The following is a 19,078-nucleotide window of genomic DNA, read 5'->3' as shown; positions in this document are numbered from 1 at the left end:
TCTCACGGGGTGTGGCGCCGATCTCCCTCGCCCGTCCCGTCGCGGTGCAACGGCACGGGCGAGGCGTCCGGCGGCCGGATCCGGTCAGCTCCCCGGGCGGCCCGGGAGCGCGGGGCGCGCCATCGAGGGCCGGGTCGCGACGTCCGGCGGCCGGGCGGGCGGGTGCTCGTCGAGCCGTTGCAGCGCCAGCTCGATCGCCCGGTCGAGCTGCGGGTCCCGCCCGGCGGCCCGGTCCTGCGGGGTCACGACGACCTCGATGTCCGGATCGACGCCGTGGTTCTCCATCCCCCAGCCCGTGTCGTCGAACCAGGTGGCGTAGCGGGGCTGGGTGATGCGGGTGCCGTCGACGAGCCCGTACCGCCCGTCGATGCCGATCACCCCGCCCCAGGTACGGACGCCCACGACCGGCCCGATCCCGAGCCGCTTGATCGCGGCGGTGACGATGTCGCCGTCGGAGCCGGAGCGCTCGTCGGCGAGTGCCACGACCGGTCCGCGCGGCGCCTGCTCCGGATAGGTCGACGGCGCCCGGTGCCGCGGCAGGTCCCAGCCGATCACGGTGCGGGCCAGCTTCTCCACGACGAGCTGCGAGGTGTGCCCGCCGCGGTTGCCCCGCACGTCGAGCACCAGGCCGTCGCGGGCGGTCTCCCGGGCGAGGTCGCGGTGCAGCTGCGCCCAGCCGTACCCCATCATGTCCGGCACGTGCAGGTAGCCGAGCCGGCCACCGGAGCGTTCGTCGACCTCGGCCCGCAGCCGGGCCACCCGGTCCTGGTAGCGCAGCTCGGCGTCGGAGCGCAGCGGACGGACCGCCACCCGGCGCACGGTGCCCGCGTCGTCGCGGCCGGGGCCGGACCGGACGGTGAGCTCGACCGTGCGGCCCGCGGCGGACACCAGCAGCGGCGCCGGACCCCAGTGCGGGTCGACAGGGGCGCCACCCACCTCCAGCAGCACGTCCCCGGCCCGGACGTCGACGCCCGGTGCCGATAGCGGGCTGCGGGCCGCCGGCGCGGACGTCTCCGGCGGCAGCACCCGGGTGATCCGCCAGCCGTCGCCGGCGGGTTCGAGATCGGCGCCGAGCAGCCCGGGCCGGCCGGTCGGGTCGCCGGCGGGCCGCCCGCCGATCACGTAGGCGTGCGAGGTGCCGAGCTCACCGTGCAGTTCCCACAGCAGGTCGACCAGGTCGTCGTGGCTGCCGAGCCGGTCCACGAGCGGCCGGTAGCGCGCGACCTCGGCGGCCCAGTCGACCCCGGCCATGTCCTCGACCCAGAAGTGGTCGCGCATCAGCCGGGCGGTCTCGTCGAACATCTGCCGCCACTCCGCCGACGGGTCCACCGTGACGACGAGCCGGGAGGTGTCGATCTCGAACTCGTCGCCGGCGCCGTCGTCGGGGGCCGACGAGCCGCTGCGGTCGGCGCGCAGCAGCCGGACCTTGCCACGGTCCCGCACGACGATCCGCTTCCCGTCGCCGCTGACGGCGAACCCGGACGCCGGGTCGGCGATCACGGTGACCGAGCGCCGGGCGAGGTCGTAGCGCTCCAGGACGGCGCGCTCCCGCTCGTCGTCGGGGTCCGGGAGGCTGTCGCCGAGGACACCACCGCCGGGGAGCCGGAGCCAGACCAGACCGCCGGAGATCGCGGTGAGGCCGTGGTAGCGGGCCGCCTCGACGGGGATCCCGACGACGCGGTCGGCGAGCCCGGCGACGTCGACGACGACCTCCGGCGGGCCGTCGTCGCCGCGCCGGCGCCCCGCGCCCGCCGTCGCCGGGGCCGCCGCCGCGGGTGCCGCCGTCGCGGTCGCGTCGGTGGCCGCGGCGCGGTCGGTGCCGCCGTCGTCCTCGCCGCCGCCCGCCGGGTCGGGCGGGGTCGCGGGCGGGTCCTCCGGACCCTCGTCGCCCGGGTCGACCGGCCTGCCGTCCGGGCTCTCCCCGAACGGCGACGGCGTGCGCGCGGCGAGCGGCACCAGGAACGGCTTCCAGCCGGTCCCGAAGGTCAGGTCGCAGGAGTGCTGGTCGTAGGACGGGTCGAACACCCTGCGGGACAGGAACGCCAGGTGCTTGCCGTCCGCGGTGAACGCCGGGTCGCTGTCGTGGAACCGGCCGTGGGTCACCTCGGTGTGGCCGCCGTCGTCGAGGCGGGTCAGCACCACCCGCGACAGCCCGGCCTCGGTCGGGTCGCACCACGCGAGCCACGACGAGTCCGGTGACCACACGACGTCGAACGGCTCCCCGGCCGCGCCCCGTGCGAGCTCCCGCCGCTCACCGGCGGCGCGCTCGGGCACCGCGGTGGCCCCGTCCCCGGCGGCCCCGTCGACGACCCCGTCCGGGTTCTCCGCCCCGGACGCGGGGACACCGGTGTGCAGCACCAGCAGCCGGCCGTCGTGCGTGGTCAGCGCGACCGCGCCGCCGTCCGGCGACGGCGCGAGCTCCAGCACCCGGCCGAGCCCGCCCGCCGCGTACCGCACCCGCTCCGGGGCACCGGGTGCGTGCGGGTCCAGCGGGGCGACGCAGACCGCGTCCTCGCCCTCGGCGTCGTCCACCCACACCGCGCGGTCGTCGCCCAGCGGGTGCGTCAGCCGGGCCCGGACCCCGGGCTCGGCCAGCAGTGCACGGGCCGGGCCGTCGCGGTGGGTCAGCCGGTGCACGGTCCCGCGCACCCCGACGACACCGGCCCGGCCGGTCCGGTCCGGCCGCACCGGCCCCAGGTCGCCGGGGATCGACGCACGGAACGGGTCACGGGCCGAGCGCGGGCCGCCGAGCCGGACGTCGATCCGGCGCGGCTGCGATCCGGCGTCCAGCCCGTCGAGCAGGAAGATCTCCCCGGCGCACTCGTAGACGACCCGGTGGCCGTCGGTCGAGGCGTGCCGGGCGTAGAAGTCGGGGACCGCTCCCCCGGCGCCGTGGTCGGTGTGCCGGCGCAGGTCGGAGCCGGGGTCGGCGAGCGGGACCGAGTAGACGTTGCCCCAGCCCTCGTGGTCGGACACGAACGCCAGCCGCGCGCCGCCCGGGGTGTCGACGACCATCGGGGACTCCAGCTGCCCGTCCAGCCCGGCCAGCACCCGCACGAAGTCGCCGGTGCCGCCGGCGTCGAGCCACAGCCTGCCGGCCCGGCCGCCGCGGTAGCGCTTCCAGTGCGCGGCGTCCCGGCCGCCCTCGACCTGCGTGAGCACCGCGGGACCGCCGGGCTGGAACGCGACCGCGGTGAGCGACCCGTACGGCAGCAGCCGCGGCGTGCCACCGGTCGCGGGCACGGCGTACGCCCGGGACCGCGCGGTCGCCTCGTCGTGCGCGGACAGGGCGACGACCCCGCCCTCCGGGGTCCAGCCCGCGGCCCGGGTGGACGCGTCGCCCCACCAGGTCAGCCGGGTGACGCCGCCGCCGCCGAGCGCGGTCCGGTAGACCTCCCACATGCCGTCGCGCCGGGAGGTCCAGGCCACCGCCGCACCGTCCGGCGAGATCCGCGGCGCCGTGACCGGGACCTCGTCGGCGGTCAGCCGGTAGGCCCGCCCGCCCGCGACCGGGGCGGTCCACACGTCGTCCCCCGCGACGAGGACGAGCGTGTCGTCGTGCAGGTGTGGATGGCGCAGGAAGGCGGGCATGCGGCCACGCTAGCCCGCGCCACCGACAGCCCCGGCCGGTGCGGGGATCAGTCCGACGAGCTGTGCACCGGGGTCGACGACGGCACGATCTGCAGCAGCAGCTCCGCGCACCAGCCGAGCAGCTCGACGTCGCGCACCGGCGATCCACCGATCCGCCCGCCCTGCACCGGCTTCGGCACGGTGACGATCTGCGCGGCCGCCTTGTACTGCGCCTTCGGGTACAGCCGCCGGAGCCTGAGCTGCGCGGAGTCCGGCAGCTGCAGCGGGCCGATCCGCAGCTGGGTGCCGGCCGAGGCGACCTCGCGGACGCCCAGGCGACGGCAGAGCTGCCGGAACCGGGCCACCTCCAGCAGGTTCCGCACCGGGGTGGGCGGCTCGCCGTAGCGGTCGGTCAGCTCCTCGACGATCGCGGACAGCGCCGCGTCGTCGGGCGCCTCGGCGATCTTGCGGTAGACCTCCAGGCGCAGGCGCTCGCCGTCGACGTAGTCGTGCGGGACGTGCGCGTCGACCGGCAGGTCCACCCGCACCTCGACGAGCTGCTCGTCCTCGACCGACGCCCCGGTCTCCCCGCCCGCCTGCTTGCGGAACGCCGCGACGGCCTCCCCGACCAGCCGGATGTAGAGGTCGAACCCGACGCCCGCGATGTGCCCGGACTGCTCGGCACCCAGGATGTTGCCCGCGCCGCGGATCTCCAGGTCCTTCATGGCGACGGCGGCACCGGAGCCCAGCTCGGAGTGCTGGGCGATGGTGGCGAGCCGGTCGTGCGCGGTCTCGGTGAGCGGGTGCTCGGGCGGGAACAGGAAGTAGGCGTAGCCCCGCTCCCGGCCCCGGCCGACCCGGCCGCGCAGCTGGTGCAGCTGGGAGAGCCCGAGCGTGTCGGAGCGCTCGACGATCAGCGTGTTGGCGTTGGAGATGTCCAGGCCGTTCTCGACGATCGTCGTGCACACCAGCACGTCGAACTCGCGGTGCCAGAACGCGTTGACCGTGCGCTCCAGCAGCTCCTCGTTCATCTGGCCGTGCGCGACCGCGACCCGGGCCTCCGGGACGAGGTCCTGGATGTTCTTGGCCGCCTTGTCGATCGAGCTGACCCGGTTGTGCACGTAGAACACCTGGCCGTCGCGCAGCAACTCGCGGCGGACGGCGGCGGCGACCTGCTTGTCGTCGTAGGCGCCGACGTAGGTCAGGGTCGGGTGCCGGTCCTCGGGCGGGGTCGTGATCGCCGACATCTCCCGGATGCCGGCGAGGCTCATCTCCAGGGTCCGCGGGATCGGCGTCGCGGACAGCGTGAGGACGTCCACGTGCGCCCGCAGCGCGGTGATGTGCTCCTTGTGCTCGACGCCGAACCGCTGCTCCTCGTCGACGACCACGAGGCCGAGGTCCTTCCAGCGGACCGCGCCCTGCAGCAGCCGGTGGGTCCCGACGACGACGTCGACGGTGCCCTCGGCCAGCTTGTCGATCGTCTCCTTCGCCTCGGCGGCGTCGGTGAAGCGGGACAGCCCGCGGACCGTCACCGGGAACTGGCGCATCCGCTCGGCGAAGGTGTTGAGGTGCTGGGTCGCCAGCAGCGTCGTGGGCACCAGGACGGCGACCTGCTTGCCGTCCTGGACCGCCTTGAACGCGGCCCGGACGGCGATCTCGGTCTTGCCGAAACCGACGTCGCCGGAGATCACCCGGTCCATCGGGACTGGCCGCTCCATGTCCTTCTTGACCTCGTCGATCGCCGAGAGCTGGTCGGGGGTCTCGGTGTAGGGGAAGGCGTCCTCGAGCTCGCGCTGCCACGGGGTGTCGGCGCCGAAGGCGTGCCCCGGGGACGCCTGCCGCGCCGCGTAGAGCTGGACCAGCCCGGCCGCGATGTCCTTGACCGCCTTGCGGGCGCGACCCTTGGTCTTCGCCCAGTCCGCGCCGCCGAGCTTGTTGACCGAGGGCTGCTCGCCGCCGACGTAGCGGCTGATCTCGTCGAGCGCGTCGGTCGGGACGAACAGCCGGTCGGCGGGCTGCCCGCGCTTGGAGCTGGCGTACTCCAGCACCAGGTACTCGCGGGTGGCGCCCTGGACGGTGCGCTCCTTCATCTCGACGAAGCGCCCGATGCCGTGCTGGTTGTGGACGACGTAGTCGCCGGGCTGCAGCACCGCCAGGTCGACGGCGTTGCGGCGGCGCGGGGTGGTCTTGCGCGGGGCGGCATCGAGCCCGGCCCTGCTGCCGGTGAGGTCGGCCTCGGAGATCAGGACGAGCCCGACCTCGGTGGCGGTGAAGCCGTTGAGCACCCGGCCGCAGGTGACGGTGACGACGCCCTTCTCCGGGGCGTCCGGCAGGGTGTCCACCTTGGACGCCGGGACCTCGGCGTCGCGCAGCTGCTCCAGGGAGCGGTCCGCGGTGCCCTGCCCGGCCAGCACCAGCACGGCCGCGCCACCGGTGGCGACGTGCGCGCGCAGGTCGGTGATCGCGCGGTCGGTGTCGCCGCGGTAGGGCTCGATCTCGTGCACGGCCGGGACGACGACGTCGTCGGCACCGGACAGCAGCGGGGACAGCGAGACCACCGGGCGTCCGGTCGCGGTGGACTGCGCGAGGGTCGTGGTGGGGTCGCGGTAGGCCGATCCGGAGACGTCGATCGGGGCCTCGCCGCCCGACCCGGTCGCCAGCCAGGACGCCTCCAGGAACTCCTGCCCGGTCCGGACCAGGTCCGCGCAGCGGGTGCGGATCCGCTCCGGGTCGGCGAGCAGCACGCGGGACCCGGCGGGCAGCAGGTCGGACAGCAGCTGCATCTCGCCGCCCACGAGGGCCGGGATCAGCGACTCCATGCCCTCGCCGGGGATGCCCTCGGACAGCTTCTCCAGCAGCTCGCGCAGCGGGTTGCGGTTCAGGCCCGCGGTCTCGGGCTGCTCGGCGGCCAGCTCGGCGGCGCGCTGCCGGACCGGCCCGGTCAGCAGCAGCTCCCGGCACGGCGGCACCTCGACCCGCCCGACCTCGCCGACCGAACGCTGGTCGGCGACCGAGAACGCGCGCATCTCCGACACCTCGTCGCCCCAGAACTCGACGCGCACCGGGTGCTCGGCGGTCGGCGGGAAGACGTCGAGGATGCCGCCGCGCACCGCGAACTCACCGCGGGTCGTCACCATCTCGGCGCGGATGTAGGCGAGCTCGACCAGGCGCTCCAGCAGCTGCTCGAACTCGTGCTCCTCGCCGACCGCGAGGGAGACCGGCGCCAGCGCGCCCAGCCCGGGCGCGACCGGCTGGATCAGGCTCCGGGCCGCCGTGACGACGACCCGCGGTGCGGTCGCCGGCGAGGCGAGCCGGTGGAAGATCGTCAGCCGGCGGGCGACGGTGTCCGGGCGGGGCGACAGCTTCTCGTGCGGCAGCGTCTCCCAGGACGGCAGCACGACGACGGGCGCGCCGGCGCTGTCGTGCACGGTGTCGGCGGCCGCGTCCAGCGCCTCGCCGTGCCCGAGCAGGTCGGACACGGCGGCCGCCAGGTCCTCGGCCTCCCGGTCGGTGGCGGTCACGGCCAGGACGCAGCCGTCCTCGGCGAGGCCGGAGACGAGCAGCGGGCGGAGCGCGGCCGGACCCTCGACGCTCACCGCCGGGGTCTCGGCGGTACGGGTGTCCGCGGCACGGGCGGCGTCGACCGCGGCCCGCAGGCCGGTGTCGGACAGTGCTGAGGTGAGCAGACCGGACAGGATGGCCACGGCGGCGCTGGCTCCTCGGGGTGGGGCTGGTGGTGCGCGGGACGCGGGACAGACCCCTGCCCGGGACGCGGGCCTCACGGTGGGCCCGGGCCTGGGTGCCGGAGGACGACGATACGCCTGGCCCCGTGACCGCGGGCCGGGCCGGGTGGTGACGGCTGCCGCACCGCGAACAGGACGATTCCGACACCCCGTCGCAGAAACCGACTACTACGCTCCTTCGTAGAAGACCACCCGATCGTGTGCGCTAACGTCCGCCCTCGTCAGCCGGGGTGTACCCGGACTCCCGCACGGAGGAGCATGCGTTGATCACGGTCTACCTGAACCGCCGGATCGGCGACGACGAGCGCCGCGAGTCCCTGTTCCAGGGCAACTTCTTCCTCTACTCCGGCATCGGCGGTGCGAACGCCCTGGCCGACCACGCCAAGGACCTGATCGCCCGTGCCTTCGGCGAGCTGGACCCCGAGCGTGCGCAGTACGAGATGGACGTCGACGAGTTCATCCGCCGGGTCGAGCCGCTCAAGGGCGAGTTCACCAACGGGCAGCGCACCAAGGAGCTGTGCCAGCAGTTCGCGATCGACCTCGGTGTCGACCCGGAACGCACCTACTTCGACATCCCCCGGCTGCGCGTGATCCCCGCCGACCAGTTCCTGACCGCGGGCGTCTCCTACAACTACAAGGCCCACCGCGACATGTGGTACGGCCACCCCCAGCAGCTCGTGAACTACTGGACGCCGGTCTTCGACGTCGTCGGCGAGAACGTCATGAGCATGTACACCGACTACTTCGACAAGCCGGTGAAGAACGGCTCGAACCAGTACGACTACGACGAGTGGGTCGCGAAGCACCGCACCGCCGCCGCGGACAACAAGACCGCCGACACCCGCCCGCACCCGCTCCCGCTGGAGGACTTCGACTCCCGCGGCGAGATCCGGATCGCGGGCCAGTCCGGCGACGTCTTCATGTTCTCGTCGAACCACCTGCACGCGTCGGCACCGAACACCTCCGACGTCACGCGGTTCTCCTACGACCTGCGCACCATCAACCTGGACGACGTCCGGGCCGGCCGCGGGCCGAAGAACGTCGACTCGGGTGCGACCGGCACGACCCTCGGCGACTTCCTGCGGGTCTCCGACCTCGCCCCGCTCAAGGCGGACGAGTTCGAGTCCGCGCTCGCGGACGCCTGACGTCCTGCCTCCCGCACGCACGGCCCGGCACCGCCTCCGCGGGTGCCGGGCCGTCGTCGTCCGGCGGCCGACACGCCGGTGACTCGCGGGGGACACGCGGGCGACGGCCCGGTGACCTGCACACGACCCTCGACGGACGGCACCGGGATGATTAGCGTCAGGGTGATGTCGGGAGAGCTGCGGCCGGTCGACGCCCGGGTACGGGCGCTCGAGTCGATCCTCGTCAAGAAGGGGTACGTCGACCCGGACGCGCTCGACGAGATCATCGAGACCTACCAGCACCGGGTCGGGCCGCGGAACGGCGCACACGTCGTCGCCCGGGCGTGGACCGACCCCGGCTACGCCGGGAGGCTCGCGGAGGACGCGACGTCGGCCGTCGCCGAGCTCGGCTACGGCGGCCGCGGCGGCGAGCACCTCGCGGCGGTCTTCAACTCCCACGACGAGCACCACCTCGTCGTCTGCACGCTGTGCTCCTGCTATCCCTGGCCGGTCCTGGGACTGCCCCCGGTCTGGTACAAGTCCCCGGCCTACCGGTCGCGGGCGGTGCTCGACCCGCGCGGGGTGCTCGCCGACTTCGGCACCGTCCTCGGCGACGACGTCGCGATCCGGGTGCACGACTCCACCTCGGAGCTGCGCTACCTCGTCGTCCCGCAGCGCCCGCCCGGCACCGACGGCTGGTCCGCCGACGACCTCGCCGCGATCGTCTCCCGCGACTCCATGATCGGCACCCGCGTGGCGACGGCGTGAACGGCGCGCATGACCTCGGCGGGGCGATGGGGTTCGGCCCGGTCGAGCCCGAGCCCGAGGACGTCCGGTTCCACGCGGACTGGGAGCCGCTCGTGCTGGCGCTGACCCTGGCCGCGGCCCGGCCCGGCGGCTGGTCGATCGACGAGTCCCGGCACGCCCGCGAGTCGCTCCCGCCGCCGCTCTACCTGAACCTGACCTACTACGAGATCTGGCTGGCGGCGACCGAGAAGCTCCTCGTCGCGCACGGCCTCGTCGGCGACGACGAGCTCGCCTCGGGCCGGTCGCTGCGCCCGGGCGTCGCCACCCCGGCCCCGCTCGGCGCGGCCGAGACCGCCGAGGTGCTGGCCACCGGCGCACCGACCCTGCGCGACGAGCCCGCCGGCCCGCGGTTCGCCCCCGGCGACCGGGTCCGGGCCCGGGTGGTGCACCCGCGCGGGCACACCCGGCTCCCCCGCTACGTCCGCGGCCGCTGCGGGGTCGTCGAGACACGGCGCGGGGCGCACGTGCTGCCCGACTCACGCGCACACGGCCACGGCGAGGCCCCCGAGCAGCTCTACACCGTCGTCTTCACCGGACCGGAGCTGTGGGGGCCCGACGCCGACCCGACGTCGTCGGTCTCGGTCGACGCCTGGGAGAGCTACCTTGAGCCCGCCTGACGGCCCGGTGTTCGACGAGCCCTGGCAGGCCCAGGTGTTCGCGCTGGCGGTGTCGCTGCAGGACCGCGGCGTCCTCGACCGGCAGGACTTCGCCGAGACCCTCGGCGCCGAGCTCGAGGACGGCCGGGACTACTGGGACGCCTGGCTCGCCGCGCTGGAGGAGCTGCTCACCGAGCACGGCCTCACCGATCCCGGCTCGGTCGACGAGCGCACCGATGCCTGGCTGCGCGCCGCTGCCGCGACCCCGCACGGGGCCCCGATCAGCCTCGACGCCGACCCGCGGCACTGACGGCTCACACGACCAGCCACACCAGACCGGCGGCGGCGAACCCGACGACGGACAGGATCGTCTCGAGCACCGTCCACGTCAGCAGGGTCTGCTTCACCGACATGTTGAAGTACTTCGCGACGATCCAGAACCCGCCGTCGTTGACGTGGCTGGCGACGATCGACCCGGCCGACACCGCGACGACGATCAGCGCGATCTGCGGCTGCGAGTAGCCACCGGCGGCGACGGTCGGGCCGATGATCCCCGCCGTCGTCACGATGGCGACGGTGGCCGAGCCCTGCGCGATCCGCAGCGCCGCGCTGATCAGGTAGGCAGACACGATCAGCGGGAGCCCGATCGCCGTCATCGACCCGGCGAGCGCGTCGCCGACCCCGGTCTCCTGCAGCACCTTGCCGAAGAACGCGCCGGCGCCGACGACGAGCAGGATCATCCCGACCGGGCGCAGCGACTCGCCGGAGATCCGGCTCAGCTCGGCCATCGACGTCCCGCGGCGCACGCCGAGCAGGTACATCGCGAGGAGCACGCTGATCGTCAGCGCGATCGCCGGGGTGCCCAGGAAGACGAGGACGTCGTGCAGGACGGTGCCCTCCGGCAGCGCGACCGATCCGACCGTGGCCCCGAGGATCAGCAGCATCGGCACCGCGATGATCAGTGCGATGAGGGCGACCGACGGCGGCCGCGGCGTCGTCGCCACCTCCGCCCGCTCGGCGGTGCGGGTGGCACCGCCGGCACCGTCCGGGGAGGACTCCGTGCCCCCGGCCGTGCCCGCGGCCGGACCGGCGGCGCCCGGGGCGTCCTCGGGGACGTCGACGAGCACCCGCTTCCCGATGAACGCACCCCACCAGACGCCGCTGACCAGCCAGGCCGGGATCCCGCAGAGCAGGCCCATCGCGATGATCCAGCCCATCCCGACGCCGAGCAGGCCGCCCGCCGTGACGGGGCCGGGGTGCGGCGGCAGGAACGCGTGCGTCATCGACAGCCCGGCGAGCATCGGCATCGCGTAGAGCACCAGCGAGCGGCCGCCGCGCCGGGCGGCGACGTAGACCAGCGGGGCGAGCACGAAGATCCCGATGTCGAAGAAGACCGGGATCCCGAGCACGACGCCGGTGACGCCCATCGCCAGCGGCGCGCCCCGCGGCCCGAACAGCCGCAGCAGCCGCTCGGTGAGCGCGTCCGCTCCCCCGGACCGCTCCATGATCGCCCCGAGCACGGTGCCCAGGCCGATGATCGGCGCGATGTGACCGAGGATCCCGGCGAAGCCGGTCTCCAGCAGCGAGTCCGACGCCGAGATCGGTGTCCCGACGAGGTCGGTGATCGGCACGCCGGCGACCAGCGCCACCAGCACACCGGTCACGATCAGCGCGACGAACGGCTCCAGCCGCCACCGCATGATCATCAGCAGGAGCAGCACGACGCTCGCCGCGGCCAGGGTGAGCAGGCCGGACGTGTCGTTCTGCAGCCAGTCGAGGAAGGCCGTCATCGGGGTTCTCCTGCCGGGGCGGCGGTGCTCGGGCGGGGGGGGTGGTGCGTGGCGGTGTGCAGAGCAAGGGGGCGCAGGTCACGACGTGCTCCCGTCCGCACGGCGGCGCAGGGCGCGCCCCGCGAGCGCGGGTGTCCGCTCGCCCTCCTCGATCGCGAAGGTCCCGTTCACCAGCACGTACGGGATCCCGGCGGCCTGCTGCGCCGGGTCGGCGAAGGTCGCGGTGTCGGCGACCGCGTCCGGGTCGAACACGACGAGATCGGCCGCGAGGCCCGCGCGGACGTACCCGCGGTCGGCCAGCCGCAGCCGGTCCGCGGCCCGGCCGGTCAGGTGCGCGACGCACTCCTCGAGGGGGAACAGTCCGAGCTCGCGGCAGTAGTGCCCGAGGTAGCGCGGGAAGGTCCCCCAGGCCCGCGGGTGCGGCTTCGCCCCGGCGAGCAGCCCGTCGCTGCCGCCGGTGTGCCGGGGATGGCGCATGATCGCGCGGACGTTCTCCTCGTGCCCGACGTGCTGCAGGATCCCGGTGCCGAGATCGTCGCGCAGCAGGAGATCGACGCAGACGTCGAACGGGTCGTCCGGCCCGGCGATCTCCGCGACGGTGCGTCCTACGTACCCGGCCAGCCCCGGGTCCGTGACGCCGCTGATCTCGATGGTGTCCCACTCGGCGACGACGCCGTGGCAGCCGTCCGAGCCGTGCACCTCCAGGTCCTCCCGGATCCGGGCGAGCGCGGCCGGGTCGCGCAGCCGCCCGAGGGTCGCCTCGTGCCCGCCGGACTGGGCCCAGCTCGGCAGGATCGCCGACAGCGTCGTCGCGCCGGGCAGGTAAGGGTAGGTGTCCAGGGTGACGTCGGTGCCGCCGGCGATCGCCGCGTCCAGCATCGCGATCAGCTCACCGGCCCGGCCGCGGTTCGGCCCGAAGTTGAGCGTCGCGTGCGACAGATGCAGCGCGCAGCCGGACCGGTCGGCGACGTCGATCATCTCGGCGTACGCCTCCAGGGCGCCGGCCCCGTAGCTGCGGTGGTGCGGGGCGAAGAACCCGCCCAGCTCGCCGACCGCGCGGCACAGCTCGACGAGCTCGCCGCCGTCGGCGTACATCCCGGGGGTGTAGGTCAGTCCCGCCGAGAGCCCGACCGCGCCCTCGGTCATGCCGGTGCGGACGACGTCGGCCATCCGCGCGACCTCGTCCGGGCGGGCGGGCCGGTCGTCCCAGCCGCAGACCAGGGCACGCACCGTGCCGTGCGGGACGAGGTAGGCGGCGTTCCCGGCGACGCCCTCGTCGAGCCGGTCGAGGTACCCGGCGACGCTGCGCCAGGTGAAGGCGTCCGGGCCGGGGTCGCCGTTCCAGCCGGCGATCTTGCGGCGGAGCGTGGCGAGGACGTCGTCGTCGACCGGGGCGTAGGACAGCCCGTCCTGGCCGAGCAGCTCGGTCGTCACGCCCTGGGAGATCTTCGCGAGGTGCGCGGGCTCGGTGAGGAGCCGCAGGTCGGAGTGGGCGTGCATGTCGACGAACCCGGGTGCGACGACCATGCCGGTCACGTCGACGACCCGGTCCGGCCGGGCGCCCGCGCCGTCACCGACCGCGGCGATCCGGTCGCCGTCGACGAGGACGTCGGCGGTGTGGCGCGGCCCCCCGGTCCCGTCGACGACGGTCCCGCCGCGCAGCAACGTGCGCATCAGAAGAACGTCCGGACCAGGCCGGCGACCCGGGGGGGGGGGGGCGGGGTCGTCGGCGCCGGTCAGGAGCGGGATCCAGCGCCACTTGTCGAAGGCGGTGCACGGGTGGGACAGCCCGAGCCGCACCACCTGCCCGACCGTCACCGGCTCGTCGGTCCGCAGGAACGCGTGCTGGTCGTTGACCGCGGTGACCGTCCCGGCGAGCGGGCGGGCCGGGCGCCCGAGGTCGTCGGCGAGCCGCTGCGGCTCGGGCAGTCCCTCGTCGAACGGCACGTCCCGCTTGCCGGCGTCGAGCAGCGCGAGACCCGGCTCCGGTGTGGACACCACCCGGGCCCAGACGTGCATCGCCGAGCGGAACGGCCGGTCGCCCTCCCGGGCCAGAGGGGAGATGCCGCGGTAGAAGCCGTCGTCGTGCACCAGGTAGGCACCCGAGCGCAGGACGACGCGGGTGCGGTCGTCCGCGAGCCCGGCCAGGGCCTCGACGACCTGGTCGAAGTACGCGCTGCCGCCCGCGGTCACGACGATCTCGCCGGTCTCGTAGGAGGGCAGCAGCCGTCGGTGCAGCTCGGCCAGGTCGTCGAGGTAGAGGCGGACGGTGCCGAGCGACTCGGGTGACGGGTCGTGGGCGAGCGCGCCCTCGTAGCCGCCGACCCCGCCGAGCCGCAGCACCGGGCTGGCGACGACGGCCGCGGCGACCCGCTCGGCCTCGGCGACCGCCCGCGCCCCGGTCCGGCCGCCCGGCGCCCCGAGCTCGACGACGACGGTGAGCGGCCGCTCCGGGCTCCCGGCCCCGGCCTCCATCGCGACGACCGTGTCGACCGAGTCGACCCAGCTGACGGCCTCGAGCGACGGGGCGGCGTCGCGGGCGGCGGCCACCGCGCGGAGCCCGCGGGGGTCGACCAGCGAGTTCGCCAGCATGACCCACCGGACCCCGAACTCGATCGCCACCAGCGCCTGCCACGGGGTCGCCAGGGTGATGCCGCGCGACCCGGTGCGGAGCTGCAGGTCCCACAGGGCGGGCGCCATCGTCGTCTTGCCGTGCGGGGCGAGCTCGACGCCGTGCCCGGTGCACCACTCCGCCATCCGGCGGGCGTTCGCGTGCAGCGCGGCGTCGTCGAGCGTCAGCACCGGGGTGGCGAGCGCGGACAGCGGGGGCGCCCCGGACAGCCAGTCGGCGACCGTGCCGTCGAGCGGCGGGAGCGACTTGGCGAACGGTCCGGGCCGCTCGGCCCCGAGCGATCCGAGCCGGAGTCCGGTCTCCGTCGACGTCGTCATCCGCTGATCCCCCGCCTGAACTGGTGCGTTGCGTATTTTGCAGCGCTGGTTGCGTATTTCGGTTCGGCCGTTCTAGCATCGCCCCGACGGCCGGGTCAACGGCGACGAAGGAGTTCGAGCAGTGGAGAGCGCAGGTCGGCGGCCCGCGACGGGCGGTGTGGTGTGCTTCGGCGAGGCACTGGCGCTGGTGTCCCGGCCCGGCGGGATCGACGATCCGGCCGCCCCCGCGAGCGCCGCGGGCGCCGAGGTGAACGTGGCGTTCGATCTCGCCGCGGCCGGGGTGCCCGTCGCCTGGGTCGGCCGTCTCGGCGACGACCCGCACGGCGCCCTCGTCTCCCGCGCGCTCGCCGCCGCGGGCGTGGACACGGGTGGGATCGAGACCGACCCCGCACGGCCGACCGGCCGCTACGCGAAGTCCACCGAGCCCGGCCCCGACGGCCCGCGGACCCGGATGTACTACCGGCGGGCGGGGTCCGCGGCCTCCGCAGCCGGCCCGGACCTGCGGGAACGGCCGGGCATCCGGGACCGGCTGGCGTCGGCGTCCTGGCTGCACGTCGGCGGGATCACCTCGGCAGTCTCCCCCGTCGCGCTGGCGGCGCTGCTGGAACGACCCCGGGCGTACCGGGTCTCGTTCGACGTGAACTGGCGCGAGCAGATGTGGCCCGGCGGCGACCCGGCGACGGTCGTCGCGCACGCAGGCCGGGCGGACATCGTCCTGACCGGCGGCGACGAGGCGCTCCGGGTGTTCGGCACGGCCGACCCGGCCGGGCTGCGGGCGCTGCTGCCGGGTCCGGAGCTGCTGGTGCTGAAGGACGGCGCCGACCGTGCCGTCGCCGTGCACCGCGACGGCACGGTGACCGCGCGCGCGGCGCTGCAGGTCGACGTCGTCGAGCCGGTCGGTGCGGGCGACGCGTTCGCCGCAGGCCTGCTCACCGGGCTCGTCCGCGGCGAGGACGTCGGGCGCTGCCTGCGCCGCGGGCACCTCGGTGCCGCGGCCGTGCTCGTCGTCGCCGGCGACTCGGCCGCCCCGCTGCCCGACCGCCTGCTCGACCTCCGGGACGACGCGTGGGCGGGCCTGCGCGTCGGCCCGGACGGCGTCGTCGAGGGGGTCCGCACGTGAGCACCAGCCTGGGCAAGGCGCTGCGGATCCTGGTCGTCCTCGGCGAGGGACCGGCGTCGCTGGACGAGCTGGCGACCCGGCTGGACGTGCACAAGACGACCGTCCTGCGGCTGCTGCGCACGCTCGGCGACGAGCACTTCGTGCACCGCGACGGGCAGCACCGCTACCACCTGGGGTCCCGGCTCTTCGAGCTGTCCTCCCGCGGGCTGGACCAGCGCGAGGTCCGCTCGATCGCCGCCCCGCACCTGCTCGCGTTCAACCGCGCGCACGGCCACACCACGCACCTGTCCGAGCTGGTCGGCAGCGAGATCGTCTACATCGACAAGCTGGAGTCGCACGACCACGTGCGCATGGCGTCCCGGGTCGGGCTCCGCGGCCCGGTGCACTCGACGGCGGCCGGGAAGGTCCTGCTGGCCGACCTCACCCCGGCCGCGGTGGACCGGGTGCTCGACGGCGCGGACCTCACCGCCCGCACCCCCGCCACGATCACCGACCGCGGCGCCTACCGGGCCGAGCTCGCCCGTGTCCGCGAGCAGGGCTGGGCACAGGACCGCGAGGAGAACGAGCCCTCGATCAACTGCATCGGGGCGCCGGTCCGCGGACCGGCCGGAACCGTGGTGGCGGCCGTCTCGGTGTCCGTGCCGAGCATCGTCGCCACCTACGACCAGCTGATCGAGCTGGTCCCGTCACTGCTAGCCGTGACCGGGACGATCTCCCGGGAGCACGGCTGGCGCCCGACCCGAGAGGAACCCTCCCCATGAGCACGACCGTCGTCTCCACCCCGGACGCGCCGGCCCCGGCGCACACCTTCAGCCAGGCGATCCGCAAGGGCGGTCTGCTGCAGGTCTCCGGCCAGGGACCGATGGACCCGGCCACCGCCACCTACATCGCCCCGGGTGACGTCCAGGCGCAGACGCTGCGGACGCTGGAGAACGTCCGGGCGATCCTGGAGGCCGGCGGGTCCTCGGTGGCCGACGTCCTGATGTTCCGGGTCTACCTGACCGACCGAGCGCACTTCGCGGACATGAACACCGCCTACGGCGAGTTCGTGTCCCGGCACGTGCCGGACGGGAACCTGCCCGCCCGCACGACGGTGATCGCCGGCCTGCCCCGCGAGGAGATGCTCGTCGAGATCGACGCCCTGGCGGTCCCCGCGGAGTAGGGCCCACGGTTCGGCGGACCCGCCCACCCGGCGTGACGTTCCGGTGGCCGGGACCACCCGGACGTCACGCCCGGCGGGCGCGGGGGCCGGTCAGCGGGCGTAGCGGACCTCGGCGCGGGCCCGGGCCTTGGCCGCCTCCACCTCGCGGTCCTTCGGCGGGGCGGTCGTGGTCAGGCCGTCCAGGAGTTCGCGGGTCGCCGCCGCGACCACCGACACCGCCTTCTCGAACGCCTCGGCGTTGGCCTGCGACGGCTTCGCCGAACCGGAGATCTTGCGGACGTACTGGAGCGCGGCCGCGTCCACCTCGTCGACGGTCGCCGGTGGCTCGAAGTTGTGCAACGTCCGGATGTTGCGGCACATGGCGCCTCCGGCGCTCGTGAGTGGTTATCGCGGTCAGGGCCACGATAACCACTCACGGGCGGCGTCAGCCGCCAATAACGTGCATCCCCCCGTCGAGCTCCCCCGCAGCCTGCCGCGCGTTGAGCACCGCGAGCCGGGTGAAGGAGTTGTCGAAGGCGTCCTGGGTGAGGCCCCGGGCCTTGTACTCGGTCGCGAGCTGCTCGGCACCGGCCGGGATGGTCCAGCCGGCCTCGAAACCGAGCTCCTTGCGGGCGCGGGCGAAGTCGACCCGGTACGACCGCGGGTCGTTGCCCGCCTCGCCGGTGATGTTCAGCGTCGAGCCGGGGACGGCGTCGATGACCGCCTGGGCGATCTCGGCGACGGTCCGGTTGTTCTTCTCGGTGCCCACGTTGTAGGCCCGGGCGCGGACGACGTCGGCGGGGGCGTCCAGCGCGGCGACGACCGCACCGGCGATGTCCTCGGCGTGCGCGAGCGGGCGCCACGGGGTGCCGTCGGACAGGACGGTGACCTCGTTCGTGAGGATCGCCCGGCCGACCAGGTTGTTCAGCACGATGTCGGCGCGCAGCCGCGGCGAGAAGCCGAACGCGGTCGCGTTGCGCATCGAGACCGGCACGAAGTCGGCGTCGGCCAGCTCGGCCAGGTCGTCCTCGACGCGGACCTTGGAGATCGCGTACGGGGTGACCGGCTTCAGCGGGGCGTCCTCGTCGACGAGGTCGTCGCCGGACTGGGCGCCGTAGACCGAGCAGGTGGAGGCGTAGACGAACCGCCCGACACCGGCCTCCTTCGACAGCCGCGCCAGCCGGGTGGAGGCGTGGTGGTTGATGTCGTAGGTGATCTCCGGGGCCAGCGAGCCGAGCGGGTCGTTCGACAGCGCCGCCATGTGGACGACGGCGTCGAAGCCCCGGAGCTGCTCGACGGTGACGTCGCGGAGGTCGGTCGGGAAGCCCTCGACGTCGGGGGTGTCCAGGCTGCCCAGGACGCACGAGGCGAACAGCCCGGAGTCGAGCCCGGTGACGTCGTGGCCGGCCGAGGCGAGGAGCGGCGCCATCACCGTCCCCAGGTAGCCCTGATGTCCGGTGAGCAGTACCCGCATGGTGGTCCCTTCAGTAGGTCGGTGGGGTGTCACGGCCCGGTGCCGAAGCCGGGCGCCGGCTCCGATCCGGCGATCGGGGCGACGGACAGCGTCAGCTTCTGGACGTGGAACGCCTCGGCGTACCGGGCGTGGCACTGCACGCCGCGGACCCGGGCGATCCCGCGGAACGTCTCGTCGTCGAACCAGGTGCGGTCCCGCTGGGAACCGTAGTGCTCGTTCAGCTTCGCGATCTTCTCGCCGAGCACCGGCTCGGACAGCGGGAGGTAGACCGACGGCTGGGCGAGGTCGCCCTCCCACTTGAGGATCTCGTAGCCGAGCGTCAGGTGGTCCCGGTAGGCCGTCGGGATCATCTGCGCGAGCGTCCGGTGGTCCTGGTGCGCGTCGTGCGGCGACGGCCCGATGACGAGGTCGGGCTCGCCCCGGGTGCGCAGGTCCTCCAGCGCCATCTTGGCCCGCTCCCAGTGCTGCGGTACGCGGCCGTCGGGCAGGTCCATGACGACGACCTCGAGGTTCGCGCCGGGGGTGAAGGCGGCGAGCGCGGCCCGCTCCTCCTCCTCGCGCAGCGACCCGGCCCCGGTGAGGACGAGTGCGGTCACGTTCACCCCCGGGTAGGCGCGGCACAGCTCCAGGAGCGTGCCGCCCGCCCCGATCGGGATGTCGTCGCAGTGCGCGCCGAGCAGCAGGATGCGGTCCAGCCGCTCGGGCAGCAGGTTCAGCACGGTTTCTCGTCCCCCCGGACTCGCGCGTGGGTGTCCATGGTCGCT

14 protein-coding genes and 1 pseudogene are annotated in these 19,078 nt (G+C 74.6%); 7 read left to right on the top strand and 8 right to left on the bottom strand.

Going from position 1 to position 19,078, the window contains the following annotated elements:
- Positions 1-84: 84 nt before the first annotated feature.
- Entirely contained in the window at positions 85-3,591 is a 3,507-nt protein-coding gene (locus Ae150APs1_RS19430) for a S41 family peptidase (RefSeq protein ID WP_075299448.1), read from the bottom strand.
- A gap of 47 nt (positions 3,592-3,638) precedes the next feature.
- Positions 3,639-7,265: a transcription-repair coupling factor gene (gene mfd, locus Ae150APs1_RS19425; RefSeq protein WP_075302297.1), complete on the bottom strand. Its 3,627-nt coding sequence runs from the start codon at positions 7,263-7,265 to the stop codon at positions 3,639-3,641.
- A gap of 311 nt (positions 7,266-7,576) precedes the next feature.
- Here mfd and Ae150APs1_RS19420 point away from each other — a divergent pair, with 311 nt between their 5' ends.
- The 4 genes from Ae150APs1_RS19420 to Ae150APs1_RS19405 all read left to right on the top strand — a co-directional run bounded on the left by Ae150APs1_RS19420 (position 7,577) and on the right by Ae150APs1_RS19405 (position 10,150).
- Positions 7,577-8,458 carry a hypothetical protein gene (locus Ae150APs1_RS19420; RefSeq protein ID WP_033198676.1) on the top strand — a complete coding sequence of 294 codons (882 nt, stop codon included), beginning with the start codon at positions 7,577-7,579 and terminating at the stop codon, positions 8,456-8,458.
- A 165-nt stretch (positions 8,459-8,623) separates the two neighbouring features.
- Positions 8,624-9,205 (top strand): nitrile hydratase subunit alpha, encoded by a 582-nt coding sequence (gene nthA, locus Ae150APs1_RS19415; RefSeq protein WP_249266396.1) that lies wholly within the window; start codon positions 8,624-8,626, stop codon positions 9,203-9,205.
- Positions 9,202-9,861: a nitrile hydratase subunit beta gene (gene nthB, locus Ae150APs1_RS19410; RefSeq protein ID WP_010224496.1), complete on the top strand. Its 660-nt coding sequence runs from the start codon at positions 9,202-9,204 to the stop codon at positions 9,859-9,861. Before nthA ends, nthB begins: the two co-directional genes overlap by 4 nt.
- Positions 9,848-10,150, top strand: a complete 303-nt coding sequence (locus Ae150APs1_RS19405) for a nitrile hydratase accessory protein (RefSeq protein WP_029239168.1) — start codon at positions 9,848-9,850, stop codon at positions 10,148-10,150. The genes nthB and Ae150APs1_RS19405 overlap by 14 nt, the downstream gene beginning before the upstream one ends.
- 4 nt (positions 10,151-10,154) lie before the next feature.
- Here Ae150APs1_RS19405 and Ae150APs1_RS19400 read toward each other — a convergent pair whose 3' ends face one another.
- The 3 genes and pseudogenes from Ae150APs1_RS19400 to Ae150APs1_RS34680 form a co-directional block, all read right to left on the bottom strand.
- A complete protein-coding gene (locus Ae150APs1_RS19400; protein WP_060573996.1) occupies positions 10,155-11,630 on the bottom strand; it encodes a gluconate:H+ symporter in 1,476 nt (491 codons plus the stop codon).
- 78 nt (positions 11,631-11,708) lie between these two features.
- Positions 11,709-13,304: a D-aminoacylase gene (locus tag Ae150APs1_RS32175; protein WP_075302295.1), complete on the bottom strand. Its 1,596-nt coding sequence runs from the start codon at positions 13,302-13,304 to the stop codon at positions 11,709-11,711.
- A 126-nt stretch (positions 13,305-13,430) separates the two neighbouring features.
- Positions 13,431-13,649, bottom strand: a pseudogene (locus Ae150APs1_RS34680) (amino acid deaminase); the annotation flags it as partial.
- A 1,051-nt stretch (positions 13,650-14,700) separates the two neighbouring features.
- Here Ae150APs1_RS34680 and Ae150APs1_RS19380 point away from each other — a divergent pair.
- The 3 genes from Ae150APs1_RS19380 to Ae150APs1_RS19370 are packed head-to-tail and all read left to right on the top strand — an operon-like array spanning position 14,701 to position 16,861.
- Positions 14,701-15,699: a sugar kinase gene (locus Ae150APs1_RS19380; RefSeq protein WP_075299444.1), complete on the top strand. Its 999-nt coding sequence runs from the start codon at positions 14,701-14,703 to the stop codon at positions 15,697-15,699.
- A complete protein-coding gene (locus Ae150APs1_RS19375; RefSeq protein ID WP_010224490.1) occupies positions 15,696-16,460 on the top strand; it encodes an IclR family transcriptional regulator in 765 nt (254 codons plus the stop codon). The genes Ae150APs1_RS19380 and Ae150APs1_RS19375 overlap by 4 nt, the downstream gene beginning before the upstream one ends.
- Positions 16,457-16,861 (top strand): RidA family protein, encoded by a 405-nt coding sequence (locus tag Ae150APs1_RS19370; protein ID WP_010224489.1) that lies wholly within the window; start codon positions 16,457-16,459, stop codon positions 16,859-16,861. The genes Ae150APs1_RS19375 and Ae150APs1_RS19370 overlap by 4 nt, the downstream gene beginning before the upstream one ends.
- Positions 16,862-16,951: 90 nt before the next feature.
- On the opposite strand, the gene Ae150APs1_RS19365 is transcribed toward Ae150APs1_RS19370, so the two are convergent.
- The 3 genes from Ae150APs1_RS19365 to Ae150APs1_RS19355 all read right to left on the bottom strand — a co-directional run bounded on the left by Ae150APs1_RS19365 (position 16,952) and on the right by Ae150APs1_RS19355 (position 19,033).
- The gene (locus Ae150APs1_RS19365; protein WP_010224488.1) at positions 16,952-17,221 is read right to left on the bottom strand and encodes a DUF2277 domain-containing protein; all 270 of its coding nucleotides are present in this window, start codon (positions 17,219-17,221) and stop codon (positions 16,952-16,954) included.
- 64 nt (positions 17,222-17,285) lie between these two features.
- Entirely contained in the window at positions 17,286-18,314 is a 1,029-nt protein-coding gene (locus Ae150APs1_RS19360) for an SDR family oxidoreductase (RefSeq protein ID WP_010224487.1), read from the bottom strand.
- 29 nt (positions 18,315-18,343) lie between these two features.
- Positions 18,344-19,033 carry a PIG-L family deacetylase gene (locus Ae150APs1_RS19355; protein WP_010224486.1) on the bottom strand — a complete coding sequence of 230 codons (690 nt, stop codon included), beginning with the start codon at positions 19,031-19,033 and terminating at the stop codon, positions 18,344-18,346.
- Between the last annotated feature and the right edge of the window lie 45 nt (positions 19,034-19,078).

Source organism: Pseudonocardia sp. Ae150A_Ps1, assembly GCF_001932315.1.
Lineage (GTDB): Bacteria > Actinomycetota > Actinomycetes > Mycobacteriales > Pseudonocardiaceae > Pseudonocardia.
The sequence above is the reverse complement of the archived record's forward strand: the minus strand, read 5'-3'. Positions and strand labels throughout refer to the sequence as shown.

Excerpts from the sequence above, each read along its gene's own strand:
- Ae150APs1_RS32175 (WP_075302295.1), bottom strand. The coding sequence starts at position 13,304 with ATGCGCACGTTGCTGCGCGGCGGGACCGTCGTCGACGGGACCGGGGGG.
- Ae150APs1_RS19430 (WP_075299448.1), bottom strand. The coding sequence starts at position 3,591 with ATGCCCGCCTTCCTGCGCCATCCACACCTGCACGACGACACGCTCGTC.
- Ae150APs1_RS19370 (WP_010224489.1), top strand. The coding sequence starts at position 16,457 with ATGAGCACGACCGTCGTCTCCACCCCGGACGCGCCGGCCCCGGCGCAC.
- Ae150APs1_RS19400 (WP_060573996.1), bottom strand. The coding sequence starts at position 11,630 with ATGACGGCCTTCCTCGACTGGCTGCAGAACGACACGTCCGGCCTGCTC.
- Ae150APs1_RS19365 (WP_010224488.1), bottom strand. The coding sequence starts at position 17,221 with ATGTGCCGCAACATCCGGACGTTGCACAACTTCGAGCCACCGGCGACC.
- Ae150APs1_RS19360 (WP_010224487.1), bottom strand. The coding sequence starts at position 18,314 with ATGCGGGTACTGCTCACCGGACATCAGGGCTACCTGGGGACGGTGATG.
- nthA (WP_249266396.1), top strand. The coding sequence starts at position 8,624 with ATGTCGGGAGAGCTGCGGCCGGTCGACGCCCGGGTACGGGCGCTCGAG.